Here is an 18598-nt window from a genome sequence, read left to right on the forward strand (position 1 = left end):
CCTCAGCCCATATAGTCCCCGTTGTAGGAGACCAGGACCACGTGGTCCACCCCCGACATGGCCCCCAGCTCGTTGACAAAGCCGGTGTCCGCCTCCCGCAGGCGCACCTCGAAGTTCAGCTCGATCTCTCCCGGGGAGACCGCCTTGCTCTTCAGGTTCAGGCGGCGCACCCGGGCCTCCACCAGGGCGCGGACCTGCTCCTCCTCCCCGGGGGACGCGCAGCGCACCACTAGGATATAGGGGGACTCCCCGTTCTTCTGCCGGGAGAACACCAGCAGCACCGCCCCCACAAAGAGGCTCCCCAGCACCGCCAGGGGGATGAGTCCCGCCGCCAGCACGATGCCCGCCGCGATGGACCAGAACAGGAAGGCGATGTCCATGGGCTCCTTGATGGCGGTGCGGAACCGGACAATGGACAGAGCGCCCACCATGCCCAGGGAGAGGACGATGTTGCTGGTCACCGCCAGAATGAGCAGGGTGGTGATGAGGGTCAGGGCGATGAGGGTCACCCCAAAGCTGGGGGAGTACATGACCCCGCTGTAGCTGCGCTTGTACACCAGGAAGATGAACAGGCCCAGAAGAAAGGCCAGCACAAGGGCCAGGGCGGTGTCCAGCAGGGAGACGCTGTCCAGGCGCTCCAGAAAACTGGATTTGAAGATGTCCTGAAAGGTGGTCATAGAAAGGCCGCTCCTTATCTTAATTTAGTCGTACCGGCGGCACAGGGCGTACTTGGAGCAGGCGGCCGCCCTGCGGTTGGGGATCTGGACGGCCATCCGCACCAGATCGGGGAGAAAGGCGTCGTACTTGACCTCCAGCACTGTGAGGCCGGAGAGGGGTTTGAGGGAAAAGCGCTCCGGACGAAAAAAATCCAGCGGGCTCAGCCCGGTGCGGACATCCCGGTCCAGAGTGATGCGCACGTTTCCGGGGGCGTACAGGAAGGCCTCCCGGTCGTAGCACACCGCTGTCCGGGGGGCCAGGAGGCTCCCCCGCAGCTTGTGGTACAGCTCGGCCAGCAGGGGCTCCTCCCGCTCCAGAAGGAAGTCCAGCTCTTCCGCCAGCAGCCGCTCCCCCTCCTCCCGGGAGAGGCGGGCGGAGCGCTTGCCGCACAGGCCGTTCACCTTGAACTTCTTCTCCAGCTTCAGCCAGGCGGGATCATCCCCGTAGTACCGCAGGCGGAACTTCTCCCGGCGATCCACCCCGTCCAGCTTCTCCCGGAGGGCGGCGTCATAGGGGGTGTCGAAGTACAGGCTGGTCACCCGGTAGGAGCCGTCCGCTCCCGCGTGGCGGTCGTGGGGGAACAGGCGGCGCAGCCGCCCGGAGAGCACCAGATCCTCCGGGGGAGAGATCTGGTGCTTGAGCTCGTGGCGCATTGGGGCGGGCTCAGTCGTCCCAGTCGTCGTCATCGTCGTCCCAATCGTCGTCGTCATCATCGTCCCAGTCATCGCTGTCGCCGGGGTAGTCGGAGCCGGTGGGGTCCCCGTACCAGTCGTCGTCATCGTAATCGGTGACGCCGTCCGCGTTGGGACCGTAATCGGTGTCGTCGTAGTCGGTGACCCCATCCGCGTTGGGACCGTAGTCCGTGTCGTCGTAGTCGGTGACCCCGTCGGCGTTAGGGCCGTAGTCCGTGTCGTCATAGTCGGTGACCCCGTCGGCGTTGGGGCCGTAGTCCGTGTCGTCGTAGTCGGTGACCCCGTCGGCGTTGGGGCCGTAGTCCGTGTCGTCGTAGTCGGTGATGCCGTCGGCATTGGGGCCGTAGTCGGTGTCGTCATAGTCCTGGTATTCGGCGTCCATCTCGGTGACCTTGCCGGTGACGGCGTTCACCTCGTACTCGTACTCCACGCCGTCCATGACAAACTCCACCTCGTACTCCCCGTCGTCCAGGTCGTACTCCTTCTCCACGAACTGGATGTCGTCCCGGCCCAGCTGGGTGGACAGGATGTTCTGGGCGGCGGCGGCGTTGATGTAGCCCCTGTCCCCGTAGGTATCGTCGTAGTCGTCCCCGTCCAGGGCCACGGTCTGGGAGCCGATCTGGTCGGCCTCCACCACCAGGCGGACGGCCTCGGCCAGCTCGTTCAGGAACTGGTCATTGGGGTAGGCGGAACCCCGCTCCAGCTTGAGCACGATGTTCTTCTCGTGCCCGTCGATGGTGGCGTCAAAGTAGCCCCCCGCGTTGATCTCATCCACCAGCTCCCCCACCACGGTGGTGCAGGGCTTTCCTTCATAGCCGGTGTAGGAGGCCAGGACCGCTTTTCCGTCCTCGTTGAGGCCGGTGAGGGTCACCACATTGCCCACCTCGTCGTAGTCCATCTCGATCTCCGGGTTGACGCTGAGCAGCACAGTGCCCACGCTGCCGCCGTCCCCGCTCTGGAGGGCGGAGCCGGAGGCGGTTCCAGAGGCGGTTGTCGCTGCTCCGCCGTTCCCACAGGCGGTCAGAGCGGTCAGGGTCAGGGCGGTCACCAGGGTCAGTCCAAACAGCTTGGCGGTGAAGTTCGTTTTCATAACATTCATCTCCTTAAAAATGTCAGGTCTGTATGAGCTGCCGGTTCCGGGCCAGAGATGGCTCCGCACGCGGCTCGCCGGGAATTTCCCGTCTCTCTTTGTCTTACATCCGAAGAATACGAGGCTGGGCAGCAGAAAACCGGGGTCGCAGGAAAAAACTTTTTTATTTTTTCCGGTCAGTCGTCGTCATCCTCGCCGTCTCTGTCGTCGTCTCCGTCATCGTCTCCGTCGTCGTCTCTGTCGTCATCCCTGTCGCTGTCATCGTCATCCCCGCCGTCGTCCTCCCGGTCCTCATAGTCGGTCACCCCGTCATAGTAGGGGCCGGAGGACGGGTCTGTGTAATCGGTCACCCCGTCGGAATTGGGACCGTAGTCCGTGTCCGCGTAGTCGGTCACCCCGTCGGCATTGGGGCCGTAGTCTGTATCCGCGTAGTCGGTCACCCCGTCGGCATTGGGGCCGTAGTCTGTATCCGCGTAGTCGGTCACCCCGTCGGAATTGGGACCGTAGTCTGTATCCGCGTAGTCGGTCACCCCATCCGCGCCGGGGCCGTAGTCTGTGTCCTCCTGCCCGCCGGCCCCGGCGGCGGGGTCCGCTGCCGTCCCCGTGGTTTGTTCAGGGCTCTGAGGCGTTACCGGTACCACCACCTCCGCCGGCTCCTCCGGAGCTGCGGCGGACTGTGACTGATCTGCCGCCCCATCTCCCAGCTGAATGACGATGGTCGCGCCGTACCGCTCCTCCAGCTGGGCCTGGATCTGGGCCTCCTCCCGGGCCTGCCAGTCCGCGTCGTCGCTGCGCACCGTGACAGAGATGGTGTCGCCGTCGGACAGGTAGCCCATGTCGATGGCCCGCTCCACCAGCTCGCCGGCGGCGGTCTCCCGGTTCTTGCCCCGATAGTCGTACCCCTCGATCAGATCCTCGCCGTCGGCGTTGAGCCCCTCCAGGTCCAGCACCCGGTCGGTGCGGCTCACCGTCATCTCCACATCCGGGTTGATCTGGATGCGCAGAGTTCCGTAGGCGGTGTAGTTGGGCTGGTAGTAGCCAAAGAACACCAGGCAGAGGCAGGCGGCCGCGGCGGCCAGTCCAGACAGGGGCTTCCACAGGGCGGGGGATCTGGGCTTCGCCTGCCGGAGCTCCACGATGGTCTGGACGGTATCCCCCACCTGGTAGTGCAGGTTGGCCGCCTTGAGGAACCGGCCCTCCTCGTCCAGCACCACCGCGTAGGCGGGGTGGGTCTCCATAACTAAATATTTCATCCCCTCGTCCCCCCTCTCTCAGAGCCGATTTGGCACAGGTGCCCCCGGATGATCTCATAGCCGTTGGTGAAGGCCAGCAAAATGGCCACCAGGTACTTCCGGTGCCGCTCCAGGGTCTTCCGCTCCGTGCCCGAGCCAAGGGCCAGCTCGTTCATGGGCAGCTTTCCGGTCTCCGCCACCTTTTCCAGCAGCGCTGGGTTTGCCCGGGCGTAGTCCAGCACCCGGCGGCAGGCGGCCAGCGTCCGGTCCTGGCGTGGGCAGTTGTCCGCCACATCGGAGAAGGAGAGCCCGAACCGGGCCAGCTGGGCGCCGAACTCCTGGATCTCCGCCTGGCTGGCCGAGCGCAGCTCATACGCCCCGATCTCATCCCGGGCGTCCGGCAGCGTATCCATCAGCGCGCTGTCCTCCTCTCCCCCGCCCGGGGCATGGAGGGAGAGCACATCCCTGTGCCGCCTTTCCGTCCGGTAGTGGTCGATGAGCCGGTTCCGGATGGCCCTGGCCGCAAATGGGAGAAAGGCCCCCCGGCTTTTCTCGTACCCCAGAACGGCCTCATAAAAGGCCAGCATGGCGATGCTCAGCTCGTCCTCGTGGCCGTCCTCCGGGGCCGCGTGGACAAACTTCACCGTCTCACTGCGAATAAATCCCATGTACTGCCCGATCAGGGCGTCCGCCGCCTCCGGGTCTGTCTTCGCCGCATATACCTGGCCCACGATGCTGTGCTCTGTCCCCACCATGTCGATCCCTCCGCCCCCTCCAGCAGAAGAATACGGAGCCGCCGCTGGATATTCGGGGTGACGCCCTGAAATTTTTTCAGGGCGCAAAAATCTATTATGACAGTATAGCAGAGCGGGGGCGGATCTGCGCTCCGCTCCCCGTCAAATTTTTGTAAAATATATGTAAAAATGGATATTGACAGGGGGCGGCGGGCCGCCCCCTCGAGCTCCCCGCCCCAACGTGAGCGGAATCCTCTCTACACAGGTTTTTTGACAAGCTGAAGCGCCGGACGGAAAGATCAATCTTTCCGTCCGGCGCTCAATCCGTTCCGGCCCTCCCCAGAGGGAGTCCTCAAATATATCTTTCTCCGCAGGCCCGGACTGGGTTAAATGGCCTCTGCAAAGCCCTTGAAACCCAGTCCCAGCACCTCCGTCGTCTCATTGACCATGACAAAGGCGTTGGGATCGCACTGGCCGATGATGCGCTTCAGCCGGACAAATTCCGACTTGCGCACCGTGCACAGCACCACATTGGTGGGGCTCCCGCTGTACGCCCCTCTGGCCGGGAGCACGGTGGTCGTCCGCTCCAGCTCCTGAATCACCCGCTGGGAGATCTCCTGGGGATACTGGGTGATAATGACCGCCTGGCTGCCCGCGTCGCTGCCGTAGAGGATCATGTCGATGACCTTGGTCTGCACGTAAACGCTGATCAGGCCAAACAGGCCGGCGTCCACGTCCTGAAAGACAAAAATGGACATCAGGAGAATGATCCCTTCAATAATCATCAGGGCGTGTCCAATGGAGTAGTGGGGGAATTTCTTTTGGAGCAGATACCCGGCGATGTCGGTGCCGCCGGTGGTGAAGCCGGCCTGAAAGATCAGGGCCATGCCGATGCCCACCACGATGCCGCCGTACACGCTGCTCAGCAGCCGGTCCCCGCCGTACATGGGACAGATGGGGGTGACCAAAAAGTCCAGGACCACGCTCACCAGCACCGTGGCGGCCGCCGTGCGGACCGTGAACCGGTGGCTGAGGTAAAACCAGGCCAGCACCAGCAGGGGCAGATTGATCAGCAGGGTCAGCGTACCGATGGGCAGGCTGGTCAGGTGATTGATCATCAGGGCGATACCTACGGCTCCGCCGGGGGCGATCTGCGCCGGGACGATAAAGTACTGGGTTCCAACACTGTACACAAATGCGCCCGCCAACAGCAGCAGCACATTTTTGACCGATTCTTGTTTCATGGCAGCTCTCCTAACCGGTGCAACCCTCCGGCAAGCCTCACGCGCCAGGCCCTGTTTTAAAATTGGAAATGTGTCCAACGGCAAGGAATTTTTTCGCCAGACAAGGCGATTTGACGCGGCAATACTTTGTGTATTGCAAGGAAAACCAACGCAGTATGGCGGAAAAAGGCCCGCCGTTTGGGCATATTGACATTTTTCAAACATGGCCTAGGAGCTCCGGCGGCCTCCGGACCGCAGGCCGTATTCCTGAATCCTCCGGCAGAGCGTCTGTCTCGGAATTTCCAGGAGCTGGGCGGCCCGGGAGACGTTCCCGCCCGCGGCCTCCAGCGCCCTTTGAATCAGCCCGCGCTCATATTCCCGCACCGCCTGGCGCAGGGGTCGGAGGGGAGGCGGAGACTCCGGCCCCTCCCCCTTCTCCGTCAGGGGGAGGGGCGGCTGGGCGCCGGACGTGGGAAGCTCCTCCAGATCCTCCAGGCCCAGCACCTGGGAGGAGGGCTCCACCCGGCTCATGGCCGATACGATCCGGTGCTCCAGCTCCCGCACGTTTCCGGGCCAGTCGTATGCCTCCATCCACTCCGCCAGCTCCCTGGAGATATACTGAATGTGCTTGTGGAAGGTTGCGTTATGCTTGTTGACATATAGATTGATGAAGGGACGAATATCCGCCTTGCGCTCCCGCAGGGGAGGGATGCGGATGGACATCACGCTCAGGCGGTAGTAGATGTCCTGGCGCAGCTGTCCGCTGCGGATGGCCTGGAGGGGATCCACATTGATGGCGGCGATGACCTTCACGTCCACGCACTTGGTCCTCCGCCCGCCCAGGCTGCGGAAACGGCCGTCCTGAAGGACCCGGAGCAGCTTGGACTGAAGCTGGACCGGCATGGCGTTGATTTCGTCCAAAAAGAGGGTCCCGCCGTCCGCCAGCTCAAAGAGCCCCTTGTTTTCCTCCGCGCCGGTGAACGCCCCCTTGGCCGTGCCGAAGAGGATGCTCTCCAGCAGGGTCTCCGGCAGGGCGGCGCAGTTCTGGGCAATGAAGGGCTTGGCGCTGCGGCGGCTGGCATTGTGAATGGCCTGCGCCACCACTTCCTTTCCGGTGCCGGTCTCCCCGTAAATCATAACCGGAAGGTCGCAGGACGCCGCCACCGGAATATAGTCCCGCACCCGCTTCATGGCCGCGTCCTCCGCAACCAGGTCGTCCAGTGTGAATACGGCGGCGTCCCGCATGGCCATTTTTCGGGTGTCCCCGTGAAAATAGCCGGAGACGTCCACCTGGAGCAGCCCCTCCGGGGCCTCCGGGCAGACGCCCGGCTCCTGGGTGGACAGGTCGATGGCCCCCACAATCCGCCCCCCGCATTTGATGGGGATGGACAGGGAGGTGATGGTGATTCCGTCCCGCCCCCTGGTCTTTAAAAACTGGTTTTCCACATAGGCCGGGGTTCCCCGCTCCATCGCCTTGATGGTGGTGCTGGTCTGAGGGGTCAGATTCTCATAGACGTCCAGGAAATTCTTCCCCACCAGCTCCTCCGAGCCCTGGTCCTGGCCCAGCTTGTTGTTGAACTTGGCGGTGAACAGAATCTCCCCCTCCAGGTTGATGATGGTGATTCCGTCAATATAGCCCTTTCCGTGAAACAGCTCCTGCAAAAACTTCATTGCCGCCCGCCGCCTTTCTGATGGACCGGTTTTCTCCTATCATATCAGACGGGGCGCGGAATCACAAGATCACTTCAGCTCCCCCTCCGCCGGGCGGTTCAGGGGCAGCTTGATCCACCACCACTTGAAGATCAGGTTGACGACAATACAGGCCGCGAAAATCACCAGGTAAAGCCCGATGAACTGCCAGTGCTGCCCGTGGAGCAGCATGCCGGGGGCCATGGACCAGGCAAACATCTCAAAGGGGGTGGTGAGGGGGCCGGTCAGGGCCGTGTCGTTGAGGGTCTTGGACTTGTTCTCCGGGTCCACAATGCGCAGCAGGATAAAGCCGATGGCAAACACCCCGGTGGAGTAGCCCCACACAAAGAGGGAGCGCTCAAACCAGCTGCCCTTGTTCATGGCCGGGCCAAAGTACATCAGGGTGAGCACCACCAGCACCATGCCGAACAGCAGCAGCATCAGCAGGGGGACGGCGTACTCCACAATCACGGAGATCTTGATGGAGGCGATGCCGAAAAACACCAGGTAGTCGGTGGCTGTGCCGGAAATACGGCTGATCACCGTATTGTCGATATAATGCCCCACTCCCGTCTTTTGAAAACACAGGAACATGACAATGGCGATGATAAAGGCCAGCAGATAGCTGGGCAGATCCAGCCCCGTGGCGTTTTTGATCCAGCCGTTGGCCAAAAATCCGGCGCCGGAGGCCACCAGCAGCAGGGCCAGGTGCCAGGCCAGGGGGTCCAGCACCACAGAGGCCACCGTCTCCCTGCCCATGGAGCCGCGCTTGTCCTCATCCCGGATCAGGCCGGTCTTCAGGTCGCCGGAGATGTACTGGAAGCTCTCAATATACTTGGTCCAGCCCCGCTTTGTGCCGATCTTGATGAAGAACAGCCCGCCAAAGATCCCCGAGAGGATTCCCACCGTGGCGCAGGTCATGCCGATGTCGGTGGCGTCGGTGAAGCCCAGCTCCGCCATTTTAGAGCCCACCGCGGCGGCGGTGCCGTGGCCGCCGGAGAAGCCGGAGGCCAGCAGGAATCCGAAGCCGTAGTTGATCTCCGGGAACAGCTGGGAGATCACCAGCACGCCGAACAGGGGCGCAAAGGCGAACTGGATCGCCTGGGCCAGCACTTTATAGGAGAAGTAGGAGCCCACCCGGTCCAGCTCCGACTTAAACTCCTTCTTGGAGAAGGAGAAGCCGTTCATGCCCACGGCGGCAAAGATCAGGATGATCAGCGCGCCGGGGTAGTCCCCGATGGAGCCGGAGAAGGGCAGGACGTTCAGCCCCTGGTTGCCCAGGGCCAGGGCGATAAAGCCGGCAATCATGCTGGCGGGGACAAAGAACTTCTGAACCAGGCCCACCTTGGCCCGGATCAGCTGTCCCACCATAATAAAGAGAGAGGCAATGGCAAAATCGAGCAGAAAATCGTTGACAGTCACTTGAGTTCCTCCTAGATTTCCCCCGCCCCCCTCCGGCGGAGAGCCCGCCGGAGGGGCACAGGATCAGAGTTGGATAAAATTGCTGGACTTGGTGCCGGTGGCGGCGGGAGCCGGGTCCAGCTTCTCTCCGGCGATTCCCAGAATGTCCTCCGGACGAATCCAGGGCCGGTTCTGGATGGCACTGGTCTCCTCGTGGGTCAGATAGCCCCGGTAGGCGGTGAGGCTGCGGCGGAGGAAGCCGTCCTTGGCACAGGCGGCGGCCACCCCGTCGTTGAGGATGGAGCGGAAATGGGGCAGCATGGAGGCCGCGTAGGCGATGGAGGTGGACTGGGCAATGGCGCCGGGGATGTTGCTGACACAGTAGTGGACCACACCCTCCTCGATGTAGCGGGGGTCGTCATGGGTGGTCTCATGGAAGGTCTCAATGGCCCCCACGTCGTTGCTGATGTCCACAATGACGGAGCCCTTCTCCATGGAGCGGACCATCTCCCGGTCGATCATAAACTCGGTGGCGTCCTTGGGCCAGCGCACGCAGTTATAGACCACGTCGATCTCCGGCAACAGCTTTTTCAGGTTGTAGCGGTTAGAGATCTGGGTGTTGACCTCCTCGTTGAACTGCTTGCCGATGTCCCGTAGCGTGCCGATGTTGATATCCATGACCGTCACCCAGGCCCCCAGGGCATGGAGCACAGACACACAGGCCCGGCCCACGGTGCCGCCGCCGATGACCAGGGCCTTGATGCCGGGGGCTCCGCCCAGGCCGTTGACGAATTTTCCCTTTCCCCCGTGGATGGACAGCAGGGAGTCCAGACCCATCAGCGCCCCCAGCTTGCCGGCCGCCTCACAGTTGGGGGAGCCGTACCGGTGGGCGTCCTCGGCGGTAAACGCGATGCACTTGCTGTCCAGCAGCGCCTGCACCTCCTGGGGATGGGCGGCGGGGTGGATGCAGGTGAGCACAATCTGGTTCTCCCGCAGCAGGGGGAATTCACAGGGCTCCAGCTCCTTCACCTTGGTGACAAAATCGCAGGTCCCATAGATCTCCTCCATGGTGTCCACCAGCTTGGCGCCCTCCTGGGCGTACTGCTCGTCCGCAAAGCCGGCGCCCGCGCCCGCGCCCCGCTGCACATAGACCTCATGGCCGTCGCGTACAATGGCCTCCACTTCCGCGGGAGTCACGATGGTTCGGTACTCGCCGGGCTTAATATCCTTCAACAGTCCAAATTTCATAGAGAACCCCTCCATTTTCTTCACCGCAGCCGGACACAGGCCGGTCTTTCCGGGTGACCCGCTTTGGTGTTCTGCCTTCCATAGAGTGCAAATTTTGTGCCAACTTCAGAGCCGCTATTTTCCTCGATCCAGAGGTAACCTGGGTTTGTAATCCCAACAAAATTCCCCCAAGCGGCAGAAAGCCGCCCATAATCGGGCCTCATAAAAGACCGATTATGGGTATATGCTCAATTTTGGTCATTCGAGACAGACGCCGCACACGGAGGGCTTGGAAAGCACAGGCCTCCCGTCCTCCAGTTCCATCCGGGCAGGCAAAGCGTTTGGCCCGCCGCAGAGGGCAGCCAAACGCTTTGCCGCGGTCAACCGACCGCACCTTCTTTCTTTGTTTCCCGGGACATTCCCCGCCCCTTCAGCGCCTCTGAGCGCTCCTCTCTGTCCTCGGCGATCCGCCGGGTACTCCGGCCGGGCGTGCTGCCCTGAAATCAGAAGCAACTCTATGTCAAACAATTGCTTTCCGATTTTACCATACCTTTCGCAAAAATACAAATCCCAATCCAGGGCTTTCTCACAGCGGCAAGGCACGCAGCCCCATCCGGGCAGGCGGTGTCTTTCCGGCTGACCCCGCGCCATCGGCGGCCGCCTGAAACAGCCGGAATGCCTGTGTCGGTCAGAGATTCATGACATTCTGGTCGTAGCGGACCAGCATGGCCTGCAGGGCGCGCTTATGCTCCGCCATCTGATTGTAGGTATCGCCGCCCGCCAAACCGGCATCCTGAAGCTGTCTCATCATGCCGTTGACATTGGCCAGCATCTCTTTGGCGTGGGGGACGTATTTCGCCTGAACCTGCTGGTCGGCCGAGTCCCCGCTGTACAGGATCTTGCCCAGCGCCTCGATCTCCGGTCCCATCTGGGAGGCGCGGGTTTCCGCAGATGTCTTTCTGTTGCCCACGATATTTTCTCCCGTGGCCTTCCAGTATGCATCCGCGCCCGCCTGGGCGGTCTCTGTGGCCGGCCCTTTGTACTTTGTATCATAGGCCCGGCCTGTGGCGGTCGCCCCCAGCTGGAGGGCCGTATCGTCCGGACGCAGGAGGCGATTCATGAAGCTCTCCAGAGGGGACCCCCCATACGAAGTGGAGCCCGTCTCTTTCATCCGAACATTCATGGCGAGGAACTGCGCCACGGCATCCCGCGCCAGGGCGCCCCCCTGCGTGTTGTCAATAATCTGGTTTGTGTCGGTCAGCTGGCCGCCCGCCGCATCTTCGCCGATGAATTTATCGCCTTTCCCGTGACGGCCCCAGAGCGGATTGTGGTCCTGCTTGGTGTAGTCCGGGCTGGTAATAATGGGCGTGGCTTTGTCGGCCACAGCCATGCCGTCGTCGCTGAGGTCCGTGGCTGAAATATGACCCGAGCCCAAATAGAGGTTGTCCGCCCGCGTGGCATGGGACCCGGCAAAGCTGTCCTCAATCATGTGGGAAGCCGAACCCAGCGCCACCATTCCGGCGTCCAGATCCTGGTTCCCGCCCGTAAAGAAGTTCCCCACTGTTCCCCGGGCATACTGAGAGCGATTTTTTTCTCTCTTCGCTCTTTCTTTTTCAATCTTCTTTTGAATATATTTTTCCCGGCCGCGGGAAAAAAAGCGGCCTAGCTTTCCCTTTTGGTCATACTTATCCCCGGCTGCCTTCCGGACCTGCTGTTCGTCCTCTGCGCTGAAGGTGACCTCTTTCTTCATCTTCCTTACCCGGGCTTCTCTCCGCGTTTCCGGAGATTCATTCCCATGCCTTTTATCCCATTTCGCCATTTTCTGCTCCACAACTTTCAGTGCAGCCGGCGTGAGCATGGTGGACATCATCATTTCCTGGAAGGGGTCGCCCTCCCCGTCTTGTGAGAGCACATAGTCCAGCATATTCTGGTCCTGAAAATTTTTCCCGTCCTTTCTGCGGTTTTGGTACACGTCAGAAGCAAACTGGGCATACCGCTTCATTTTATCCACATTGGCCTGGAGATCTCCGCCGCTGGTATCCATGGCGTGAAGGAACTGCATATCGCCTTCATGGGTCTGATTGATAAAGGGGTCGTGCTTTGTAACCGTTAAGCTGCCTCCCATTCCCACCGCGCTGTGTGTGCCCACGTCGTTGAACCGGGCGCCGTAAATCAGGCTCTTCCGGCTTTTCTCGCTGGCCAGTGGATTTGGCGTTCTTTGCCCGGCTGTCCTGCTTCGGTTCAGAAACCCAAGGGCTTTTTTTCTGCCTTCATCGGTGAGCGTCTCATGTTCCCCTCTTTTGTTGAAAATTCCTACCCCCCATCCCTGGACCGGCGCGGAGGAAAAGGAGGCGGTCGGCATGGGGGAGAGCCCGGCGGTCTCCACTCCGCCGGCAGGCGCCATAGAGGCGATAGCATCACCCTGCATGTCAGCCCGGTCCTCCATGGAGCGGTCCACATTCAGTTCGCCGCCGTCCCCCAGCCCTCCTTTGGCCTGCTGGAGGATATGGGCCACCTCATGGCCGATCATCTTGCGGCCCAGGGCAGTGTCCGGGTGAAACTGGCCGGGCGCGAAGTGGATCTCATCGCCCCGGGCGTAGGCTTTGGCGCCGATGGATTCCACGTCGCTGGATTCCCGGAAGCGCAGGTTGTCAATGGAATGGCCAAAGTGCTGTTCGATGGTACTCTGCACCTGGTCGGGCAAGGTCAGGGCCCGGCCGGACCCCCGTGAGAGCCGGGAGGCATCCGGAAAATGGGAAGTCATGCGCGCCTGCATCTGCTGCTCCAGACCGCCGGAGGGGCTGTCGGACAGGTCTGCATAACTACTGTTGGGAGGCGCGGCTTCCGAAACGGGCTGAACGGCCGAAGCTCCCCCCCGTCCAGGCACGGGCCGCCTTGTTTTCTCCTGATACATCATAACGCTGCCTCCTTTATCCATTGAAGCTTGTTTCAATCCTACCGGTCCCCACTGGAGTACCGCAGTCCATTTCATGGCAGGCACAGTATATCAGGCGCCATCTCCCTCCGCAATAAAACAGGCTTGAATTGTCCGCAAACGGGCTATACTGCACTCCCGCAGGATCCCGCATTCTAAAATTTTCCCGTCTTTGGCGCGTCTCGTCCTATCCCCCGGCTCTCCTGAGCCGCAGCAAAAAGTACAGCTTCGCGACCGCGCGTCCGTTTCGCCGGGCGGCCAGAAGGCCTTCACTCACGGCCCAGAATCTGCGGCGTGATCAGCAACATATGCAGCTACTGCTTCGCAATGCAGAAAATGCCAGTTAAGGCAATCATTTTTTGTTTAGCAAGGAGTTTAGCAAGCCGCTCAAAATGGCGGCCTTGCTAAAGAAAGAAAAAAATAAAAAACCCTCAAGCCGTTGAGGCTCAAGGGTTTTTAATGGAGCTGCTACCCAGATTCGAACTGGGGACCTCATCCTTACCAACTGATTGGGAGGATGAGGTTTTCTGCTTTCCAGGCCTATTGTGCCCTTTCCAGTCCGGAGTGTCATCCTTTCCAGCACTCTTGTATCCGTTATCTCCGTTGCTTCGTTTCCCCGTGTGGGTCACGGTGTGGGTCAAAGGTCACTGATCTCCTTCAGGAACTCCGGCAGCACATCGAAAATGATGGCGCAGATCACGATCCAGTTGGTGTCCTCGTAGTGGTGGACCAGCCGGTGCCTCAGGCCGGCAATTTTAATCCACGGGATTTCTGGATGTGATTTCTTAAAATCGTCCGACAGGTTGTAGACATGCTCCCCAATGTTGTCAGCGGCGTCGTGACCGTCCACTGGATCGTCTCCTCATTGCAGACCTTCTCTGGAGTGATTTGTCCTCTCTGCACATAAGTCAAAAGTTTTTCTGTGGTTTCCCGGATCTTCTCGATTCTCTGCTGATCACTGTACTTCATGCGATCTGCACCCCCTCGGCTAAAATCGCATCATAGAAAGCCGACTGTGGATTGATCTCCCGCAGTTCATAGACATCCACAGCTTTCCCCAGAGCGCAGTGCAGTTCCTCCGCGATGCACAGCACATCCGTCAGGTCAAAATCTTTTCCCCCGACAACAATCAGATCGATGTCAGAGGCGGCGTTGGCCTCCTGCCTGGCATAAGATCCAAATAAAATTGCCTTTTCCGCATGATATTTTTTCAGCATCGGCAACACAGCAGCACAAATCTCGTCCTGGGAATAGATATGCTCAGACATGGGACACACCTCCTCCGTATTTAATATACCATACTCAAACAGGGATTAAAAGTCCTTTCCTAGCCTCTTTCCCGCTCCTCTATGGGGTACTTGGAGCAAGGCATTTACGATGGTGTTAACAAAGAAACTGCCTTCCAAGAGCAAGCATTTCATTCTCAGCAGAAGTTTCAATCAGATCCAGATATTTAGGTAATAAGCATTTATACAATGACTATTTTGTTATTGTTCGAGATATCGCTTCCCCAACGGTGTGATCCGGCAGCCGCCTCGTCCACGGCATACCGTAATGAATCCCGCTTGTTCCAACCTTCTTAGTTCCTGGCGCAGCCACACATCGCTAACCTGGTTGAATCCCTGGGCCCGCAGCTGTTCCAGCAGGGCGGTGCGGCCAATCCCGTGTCCGGGAGCCGAGTGCTTCTGGATCAGCGGGAGGGGATCTGGACAACTGGACAGGGCTGTACGCTCCGTTCCCTCAAAGAAGCTGTCTATGCGGTGGGTAGTCTTGTAGTAGGCGGCAAAGTTCTGCAGCTGGCGGACATTCCCGGGCCAGGGGTACTGTTCCAAAAATTTCCTTTGTTCCGCTGTGAATGCCGCATACTCCGCCCCTAGAAAGTGTTCCAGCAACAAGGGAACATCCGCCCTTCTCTGGCGTAGCGGAGGCAGACGGACAGGCAGAACACTCAGTCGGTAAAATAGGTCGGCTCGGAATTTCTTCTCCCGCACCTGGTCGGCCAATGGACGGTTGGAAGCGGCGATGATCCTCACATCTACCGGAATCATCTGGTCTCCGCCAAGCCTCATGATCTGTTTTTCCTGCAGGACCCGCAGAAGCATCGCCTGGAGGGAGGGGGGCATGTCCTCGATCTCGTCCAAGAAAATGGTACCTCCGTCCGCCTGCTGAAACAGGCCGGTCCGGCCTTGCCGCCGGGCTCCGGTAAAGGCACCGCCTTCATATCCAAAGAGCTCGCTCTCCAGCAGAGACTCGGGCATAGCTGCGCAGTTGATGGCCACAAACGGCTGCCCATGCCGAGGTGAGTAGTTATGGATCGCTTGAGCCAACAGTTCTTTCCCTGTTCCGCTCTCCCCTTCAATTAAAACAGAATAATCGGTGGCGGCGGCCTGCTTAGCCAGGTGGATGCATTGGATCATGGCCTCAGAGCGGCATAGGATGTCGGAGAAGGTAGTCCGCGCGGTTAACCCCCGGCGAATAGCCTCTAGGGAAGCCTCCGCTTGTTCCCCCCGGAGGTTATTTCCCTCTCGGAACGTGATACAGTAACCGGTGAGGACACCGGAGATGATAATAGGGCTCTTGGTTACGGCGCACTGCACCCCGCAGACTTCCAGGCGGTCATAGGTGAAATTCTCTTCCAGCACCGAAGCCAGGGGACCAGTGAGTTGGCGGGCCAGAGCCTCCTGGTCTGCATCCCCCCGGCAATTCAGAAGGCGCTGTGCGGCAGCGTTGGCATAGAGCAGGTGATACTCAGTATCACACAGAAGCAGCCCCTCCTCCAGCACATGGACATAGTACTTCAGAATCAGCCCCTTCAGATAATTGTCAAAGTATGTGGAGGTAATGCTGGACTCCGGCTCTGCCAGCTTGCGGGAGTAGAGCAGCAGGCGGCTGTTTATGATGTCGTTGTTCAGTCCCAGCTTACCGGCAATGCGCACCATGGAGTAGGTGTCGATAAACCGGTCCCCTATATCGAAGCTCTGGCGGATGAAGGGCGGGACATATTCCTCCTCACCGGGATGGACGGCGACTTCAATGCCCTGATAGCTGCTTTGGTCTGCCTCTGGATCATAGGGAATCCAGTTGATGTAGTTGAGCCCAATTTCATAGAGGGAGTTGGTCAGCTCCCGGGTCAGCTCCGGGGATGCATTAACCACCAGAACGCTGCTTCCCTTCGAAAACTGAGTCAGCAGGGAAAGAGATGTCCGTTGGACAGCTCGAGAAATGATCATCAGACGGTTCAGTTCAGAAATAATAGACTCGTAATAAAAAATATAGTTGGAAATGGGGAGCAGAATCAAATCCCCCACGACCATTTCACCAGAGGATAAATCGCAGCTGTATGTCACGGAAATCTCCGCCGCGCCCTCGAACACCTCAACCAGGTTCTGTGCTAAGACGTTGGCAGTATGTTGAAAGCGATAGTCCGGAAATAACAAAACCATTTTCTTCTGTTGCATTAAGTCCCCTCCAAGCCGCCGTCTTAATTGTCATTATAGGATTTAATCGGATTTAATGCAAGATGTTTCAGAAGAAATACGTGTCACCTGAACTGATTTGCCTGAATGCAGCTTTGATTTTAACAACTCATTTCGGCAGTATAAATAATTTTGTAATAGTGAATTTATTCAACACGCCAATTTCACGTCAGTTTCGCTAGAAATCACTATGTTGGCACAACAAATGCTGAATTATAGGAGTGAACTGGCGCGGCGGAAATGTTCCATTCTGCCGCCGACAAAAGCAATTCAGCAGGAGGGAGAATAATATGTACCGAATTTTAGTTGTAGGACCGGAAGGACCCTGGCGGGACGCCAATGGAATCGCTCCGTATTCTATTGCCCCCAGCGAGGTGACTGCAGACTTTTTCACCTCTGATCAGGCAGAGTGTTTCATCTCCGTGAACCCCGCCGATGTAGAACGATGTGATGGTGTGGCGGTGCCAGGCGGAATTCCCGACGTAGATCCAGCTTCTTACGGCGAGGAGAACCAGGGAAGCGCTCCTGTGGACACCGCTTTGGACGGACTGCAGTTTCCCATGATCAAACGCGCTCTGGAGCTGGGTAAGCCCATGATTGGTTTTTGCCGGGGCGTCCAGATGATCAATGTGGCCATGGGCGGTACTCTGATCCAGGACATCGCCTGTAAAGAGACCCATCATTTCCCGTCTTTCCACATGGCCCGCAATATTCCCGGCACCTTTGCTTATGTGTGATAAAGAAGCAATAGAAGTGCAAAAAATTTTGCCGTTCCTATCCGACACTTGGCCATTGTGTCGGATAGGTCGGGCGGTTATTCGGGCAAGTCAATCTTGCCGACAAAGCTGTAATAAATCTCAATGTCCTGCCTGCGGGTGCCGTTCTCATCATAGCTGCACTCATGCACCACAATTTTCTCGATCATTTCCCGCAAGAGAGTGGGGGTCAGTTCTTCAAAGGCAAGGTGCTTGCGGACAATGCCCATAAATTTCTCGGCGTTGACGGTAGCTGCCTGTGACTTGTCCAGTTCGGCTTGCAGGGCGGCGGCTCTCTTTTTCAGCTCCGCTTGCTCGGCTTCGTAGTCAGCCGACAGTTCCATGAAACGCTCATCGCTGATTTTGCCGTTTACATTGTCCTCATACAGCCGCTTGATAATGCGGCTGATTTCAGAAATGCGTTCCTGCGCCTGTTCAAGCTGCTTGATGGCTGCGGCGGTCTTTCGCTTGCCGCCGATCTCGTTCTGCTGGACAAGTAGTTTCACAAACCGGCTCTCATGCTTGGCTGCGTATTCGGTCACTTGCCGGAGATTTGCCAGGACACCAGCGGTCAACAGATCGGTGCGGATAAAGTGCGCCGTACAGTTGCGGGTGCGCTTCTTGTAGCTGCCGCAGATGTAGCAGTCCTGTTTGCGGTCTTTGTTCTGATACCGCTGCTGATACAGCACATGGCCGCAGTCGGCGCAGAACAAAATCCCGGAGAACAGCCCCACTTCATCGTAGCGGTTCGGGCGTTTGCGCTGTTTGCGTAACTCCTGCACCCGTTCCCATGTTTCCTTGTCGATGATCGGCTCATGGTGGTTCTCGAAAATGGCCTGCTTCTCGACGGGGTTCTCTATGCTGTGCTTGACCTTATAAGAAGGCTTTTCCGTTTTGAAGTTCACCAGACATCCGGTGTACTCTCGGTTTTCGAGGATATGAACGACGGTGTTGGTCGCCCATTTGCACTCATAGCCTGGGTGATAACGGCGGGTGCTGCCTGTCCGCTGATATTCCAGCGTCCCCGGCGTGGGGATTTGCTGCTCCGTCAGCATACGGGCAATCTTGGTCGGGCCGTTCCCGGCAAGGCAAAGCTGGTAAATCTGCTGCACCACCGGGGCGGCTTCCTCGTCTATAATAAAATTCTCGTCCTCGTCCATCACATAGCCGTAAACCGGCTTGCTGGTAACAGGCTTGCCGCTCATGCCTTTTGACTTTTTCACTGCCTTGATTTTCTTGCTCGTATCTCTCACCAGCCATTCATTGAACAGATTTCGCAGCGGGGTAAAATCGTTGTCCATGCCCTCGCTGGCACTGTCCACATTATCGTTGACAGCGATAAAACGCACACCCTTTTGAGGGAACAGCATTTCCGTGTAAAACCCTACCTGCAAGTAGTTTCGCCCTAACCGGCTCATGTCCTTGAC

General features: G+C 59.0%; 16 protein-coding genes. 1 reads left to right on the forward strand and 15 read right to left on the reverse strand.

Features of this window, described 5'->3' with window-relative positions; translation table 11 throughout:
- Positions 1-2: 2 nt before the first annotated feature.
- The 14 genes from H6B31_RS04165 to H6B31_RS17475 all read right to left on the reverse strand — a co-directional run bounded on the left by H6B31_RS04165 (position 3) and on the right by H6B31_RS17475 (position 16398).
- Positions 3-677, reverse strand: a complete 675-nt coding sequence (locus H6B31_RS04165; RefSeq protein WP_204897346.1) for a DUF4956 domain-containing protein — start codon at positions 675-677, stop codon at positions 3-5.
- A 24-nt stretch (positions 678-701) separates the two neighbouring features.
- Positions 702-1427 carry a polyphosphate polymerase domain-containing protein gene (locus tag H6B31_RS04170; protein ID WP_243418832.1) on the reverse strand — a complete coding sequence of 242 codons (726 nt, stop codon included), beginning with the start codon at positions 1425-1427 and terminating at the stop codon, positions 702-704.
- On the reverse strand, positions 1381-2499 hold the full coding sequence (locus H6B31_RS04175; protein WP_204897347.1) for a PepSY domain-containing protein: 1119 nt from the start codon (positions 2497-2499) through the stop codon (positions 1381-1383). The genes H6B31_RS04170 and H6B31_RS04175 overlap by 47 nt, the downstream gene beginning before the upstream one ends.
- A 176-nt stretch (positions 2500-2675) precedes the next feature.
- Positions 2676-3752: an anti-sigma-I factor RsgI family protein gene (locus H6B31_RS04180; RefSeq protein ID WP_204897348.1), complete on the reverse strand. Its 1077-nt coding sequence runs from the start codon at positions 3750-3752 to the stop codon at positions 2676-2678.
- Positions 3749-4486 carry a sigma factor gene (locus tag H6B31_RS04185; protein WP_207752250.1) on the reverse strand — a complete coding sequence of 246 codons (738 nt, stop codon included), beginning with the start codon at positions 4484-4486 and terminating at the stop codon, positions 3749-3751. The genes H6B31_RS04180 and H6B31_RS04185 overlap by 4 nt, the downstream gene beginning before the upstream one ends.
- A 365-nt stretch (positions 4487-4851) precedes the next feature.
- A complete protein-coding gene (locus tag H6B31_RS04190; RefSeq protein WP_204897349.1) occupies positions 4852-5709 on the reverse strand; it encodes a YitT family protein in 858 nt (285 codons plus the stop codon).
- Between the two features lie 207 nt (positions 5710-5916).
- Positions 5917-7359, reverse strand: a complete 1443-nt coding sequence (locus tag H6B31_RS04195; protein WP_204897350.1) for a sigma-54 interaction domain-containing protein — start codon at positions 7357-7359, stop codon at positions 5917-5919.
- A 69-nt stretch (positions 7360-7428) separates the two neighbouring features.
- Positions 7429-8799 (reverse strand): sodium/glutamate symporter, encoded by a 1371-nt coding sequence (locus H6B31_RS04200; RefSeq protein ID WP_204897351.1) that lies wholly within the window; start codon positions 8797-8799, stop codon positions 7429-7431.
- Between the two features lie 63 nt (positions 8800-8862).
- On the reverse strand, positions 8863-10026 hold the full coding sequence (locus H6B31_RS04205; RefSeq protein WP_204897352.1) for an alanine dehydrogenase: 1164 nt from the start codon (positions 10024-10026) through the stop codon (positions 8863-8865).
- Positions 9998-10216 carry a hypothetical protein gene (locus H6B31_RS04210; protein ID WP_204897353.1) on the reverse strand — a complete coding sequence of 73 codons (219 nt, stop codon included), beginning with the start codon at positions 10214-10216 and terminating at the stop codon, positions 9998-10000. Before H6B31_RS04210 ends, H6B31_RS04205 begins: the two co-directional genes overlap by 29 nt.
- Positions 10217-10693: 477 nt before the next feature.
- The gene (locus H6B31_RS04215; protein WP_204897354.1) at positions 10694-12922 is read right to left on the reverse strand and encodes an eCIS core domain-containing protein; all 2229 of its coding nucleotides are present in this window, start codon (positions 12920-12922) and stop codon (positions 10694-10696) included.
- Positions 12923-13577: 655 nt separating this feature from the next.
- Positions 13578-13790, reverse strand: a complete 213-nt coding sequence (locus H6B31_RS17665) for a HepT-like ribonuclease domain-containing protein (protein ID WP_346014033.1) — start codon at positions 13788-13790, stop codon at positions 13578-13580.
- A 115-nt stretch (positions 13791-13905) separates the two neighbouring features.
- A complete protein-coding gene (locus H6B31_RS04225) occupies positions 13906-14208 on the reverse strand; it encodes a nucleotidyltransferase family protein (protein WP_204897355.1) in 303 nt (100 codons plus the stop codon).
- 219 nt (positions 14209-14427) lie between these two features.
- Positions 14428-16398, reverse strand: a complete 1971-nt coding sequence (locus tag H6B31_RS17475) for a sigma-54 interaction domain-containing protein (RefSeq protein ID WP_204897356.1) — start codon at positions 16396-16398, stop codon at positions 14428-14430.
- 308 nt (positions 16399-16706) lie between these two features.
- Here H6B31_RS17475 and H6B31_RS04235 point away from each other — a divergent pair, with 308 nt between their 5' ends.
- Positions 16707-17153 carry a gamma-glutamyl-gamma-aminobutyrate hydrolase family protein gene (locus H6B31_RS04235; RefSeq protein WP_204897357.1) on the forward strand — a complete coding sequence of 149 codons (447 nt, stop codon included), beginning with the start codon at positions 16707-16709 and terminating at the stop codon, positions 17151-17153.
- A 77-nt stretch (positions 17154-17230) separates the two neighbouring features.
- Here H6B31_RS04235 and H6B31_RS04240 read toward each other — a convergent pair.
- On the reverse strand, positions 17231-18598 hold a 1368-nt coding region (locus H6B31_RS04240), incomplete at its 5' end, for a recombinase family protein (protein WP_204897358.1).

Origin of the sequence: Pseudoflavonifractor capillosus, assembly GCF_016899775.1 — a bacterium.
In the GTDB taxonomy this organism is placed as follows: domain Bacteria; phylum Bacillota; class Clostridia; order Oscillospirales; family Oscillospiraceae; genus Lawsonibacter.

Bases quoted from the DNA above. Each gene is read 5' to 3' on its own strand.
- H6B31_RS04165 (WP_204897346.1), bottom strand. From the start codon at position 677: ATGACCACCTTTCAGGACATCTTCAAATCCAGTTTTCTGGAGCGCCTG.
- H6B31_RS04170 (WP_243418832.1), bottom strand. From the start codon at position 1,427: ATGACGACGACGATTGGGACGACGATGACGACGACTGGGACGACTGAG.
- H6B31_RS04175 (WP_204897347.1), bottom strand. From the start codon at position 2,499: ATGAAAACGAACTTCACCGCCAAGCTGTTTGGACTGACCCTGGTGACC.
- H6B31_RS04180 (WP_204897348.1), bottom strand. From the start codon at position 3,752: ATGAAATATTTAGTTATGGAGACCCACCCCGCCTACGCGGTGGTGCTG.
- H6B31_RS04185 (WP_207752250.1), bottom strand. From the start codon at position 4,486: ATGGTGGGGACAGAGCACAGCATCGTGGGCCAGGTATATGCGGCGAAG.
- H6B31_RS04190 (WP_204897349.1), bottom strand. From the start codon at position 5,709: ATGAAACAAGAATCGGTCAAAAATGTGCTGCTGCTGTTGGCGGGCGCA.
- H6B31_RS04195 (WP_204897350.1), bottom strand. From the start codon at position 7,359: ATGAAGTTTTTGCAGGAGCTGTTTCACGGAAAGGGCTATATTGACGGA.
- H6B31_RS04205 (WP_204897352.1), bottom strand. From the start codon at position 10,026: ATGAAATTTGGACTGTTGAAGGATATTAAGCCCGGCGAGTACCGAACC.
- H6B31_RS04210 (WP_204897353.1), bottom strand. From the start codon at position 10,216: ATGGGCGGCTTTCTGCCGCTTGGGGGAATTTTGTTGGGATTACAAACC.
- H6B31_RS04215 (WP_204897354.1), bottom strand. From the start codon at position 12,922: ATGATGTATCAGGAGAAAACAAGGCGGCCCGTGCCTGGACGGGGGGGA.
- H6B31_RS04225 (WP_204897355.1), bottom strand. From the start codon at position 14,208: ATGTCTGAGCATATCTATTCCCAGGACGAGATTTGTGCTGCTGTGTTG.
- H6B31_RS17475 (WP_204897356.1), bottom strand. From the start codon at position 16,398: ATGCAACAGAAGAAAATGGTTTTGTTATTTCCGGACTATCGCTTTCAA.
- H6B31_RS04235 (WP_204897357.1), top strand. From the start codon at position 16,707: ATGTACCGAATTTTAGTTGTAGGACCGGAAGGACCCTGGCGGGACGCC.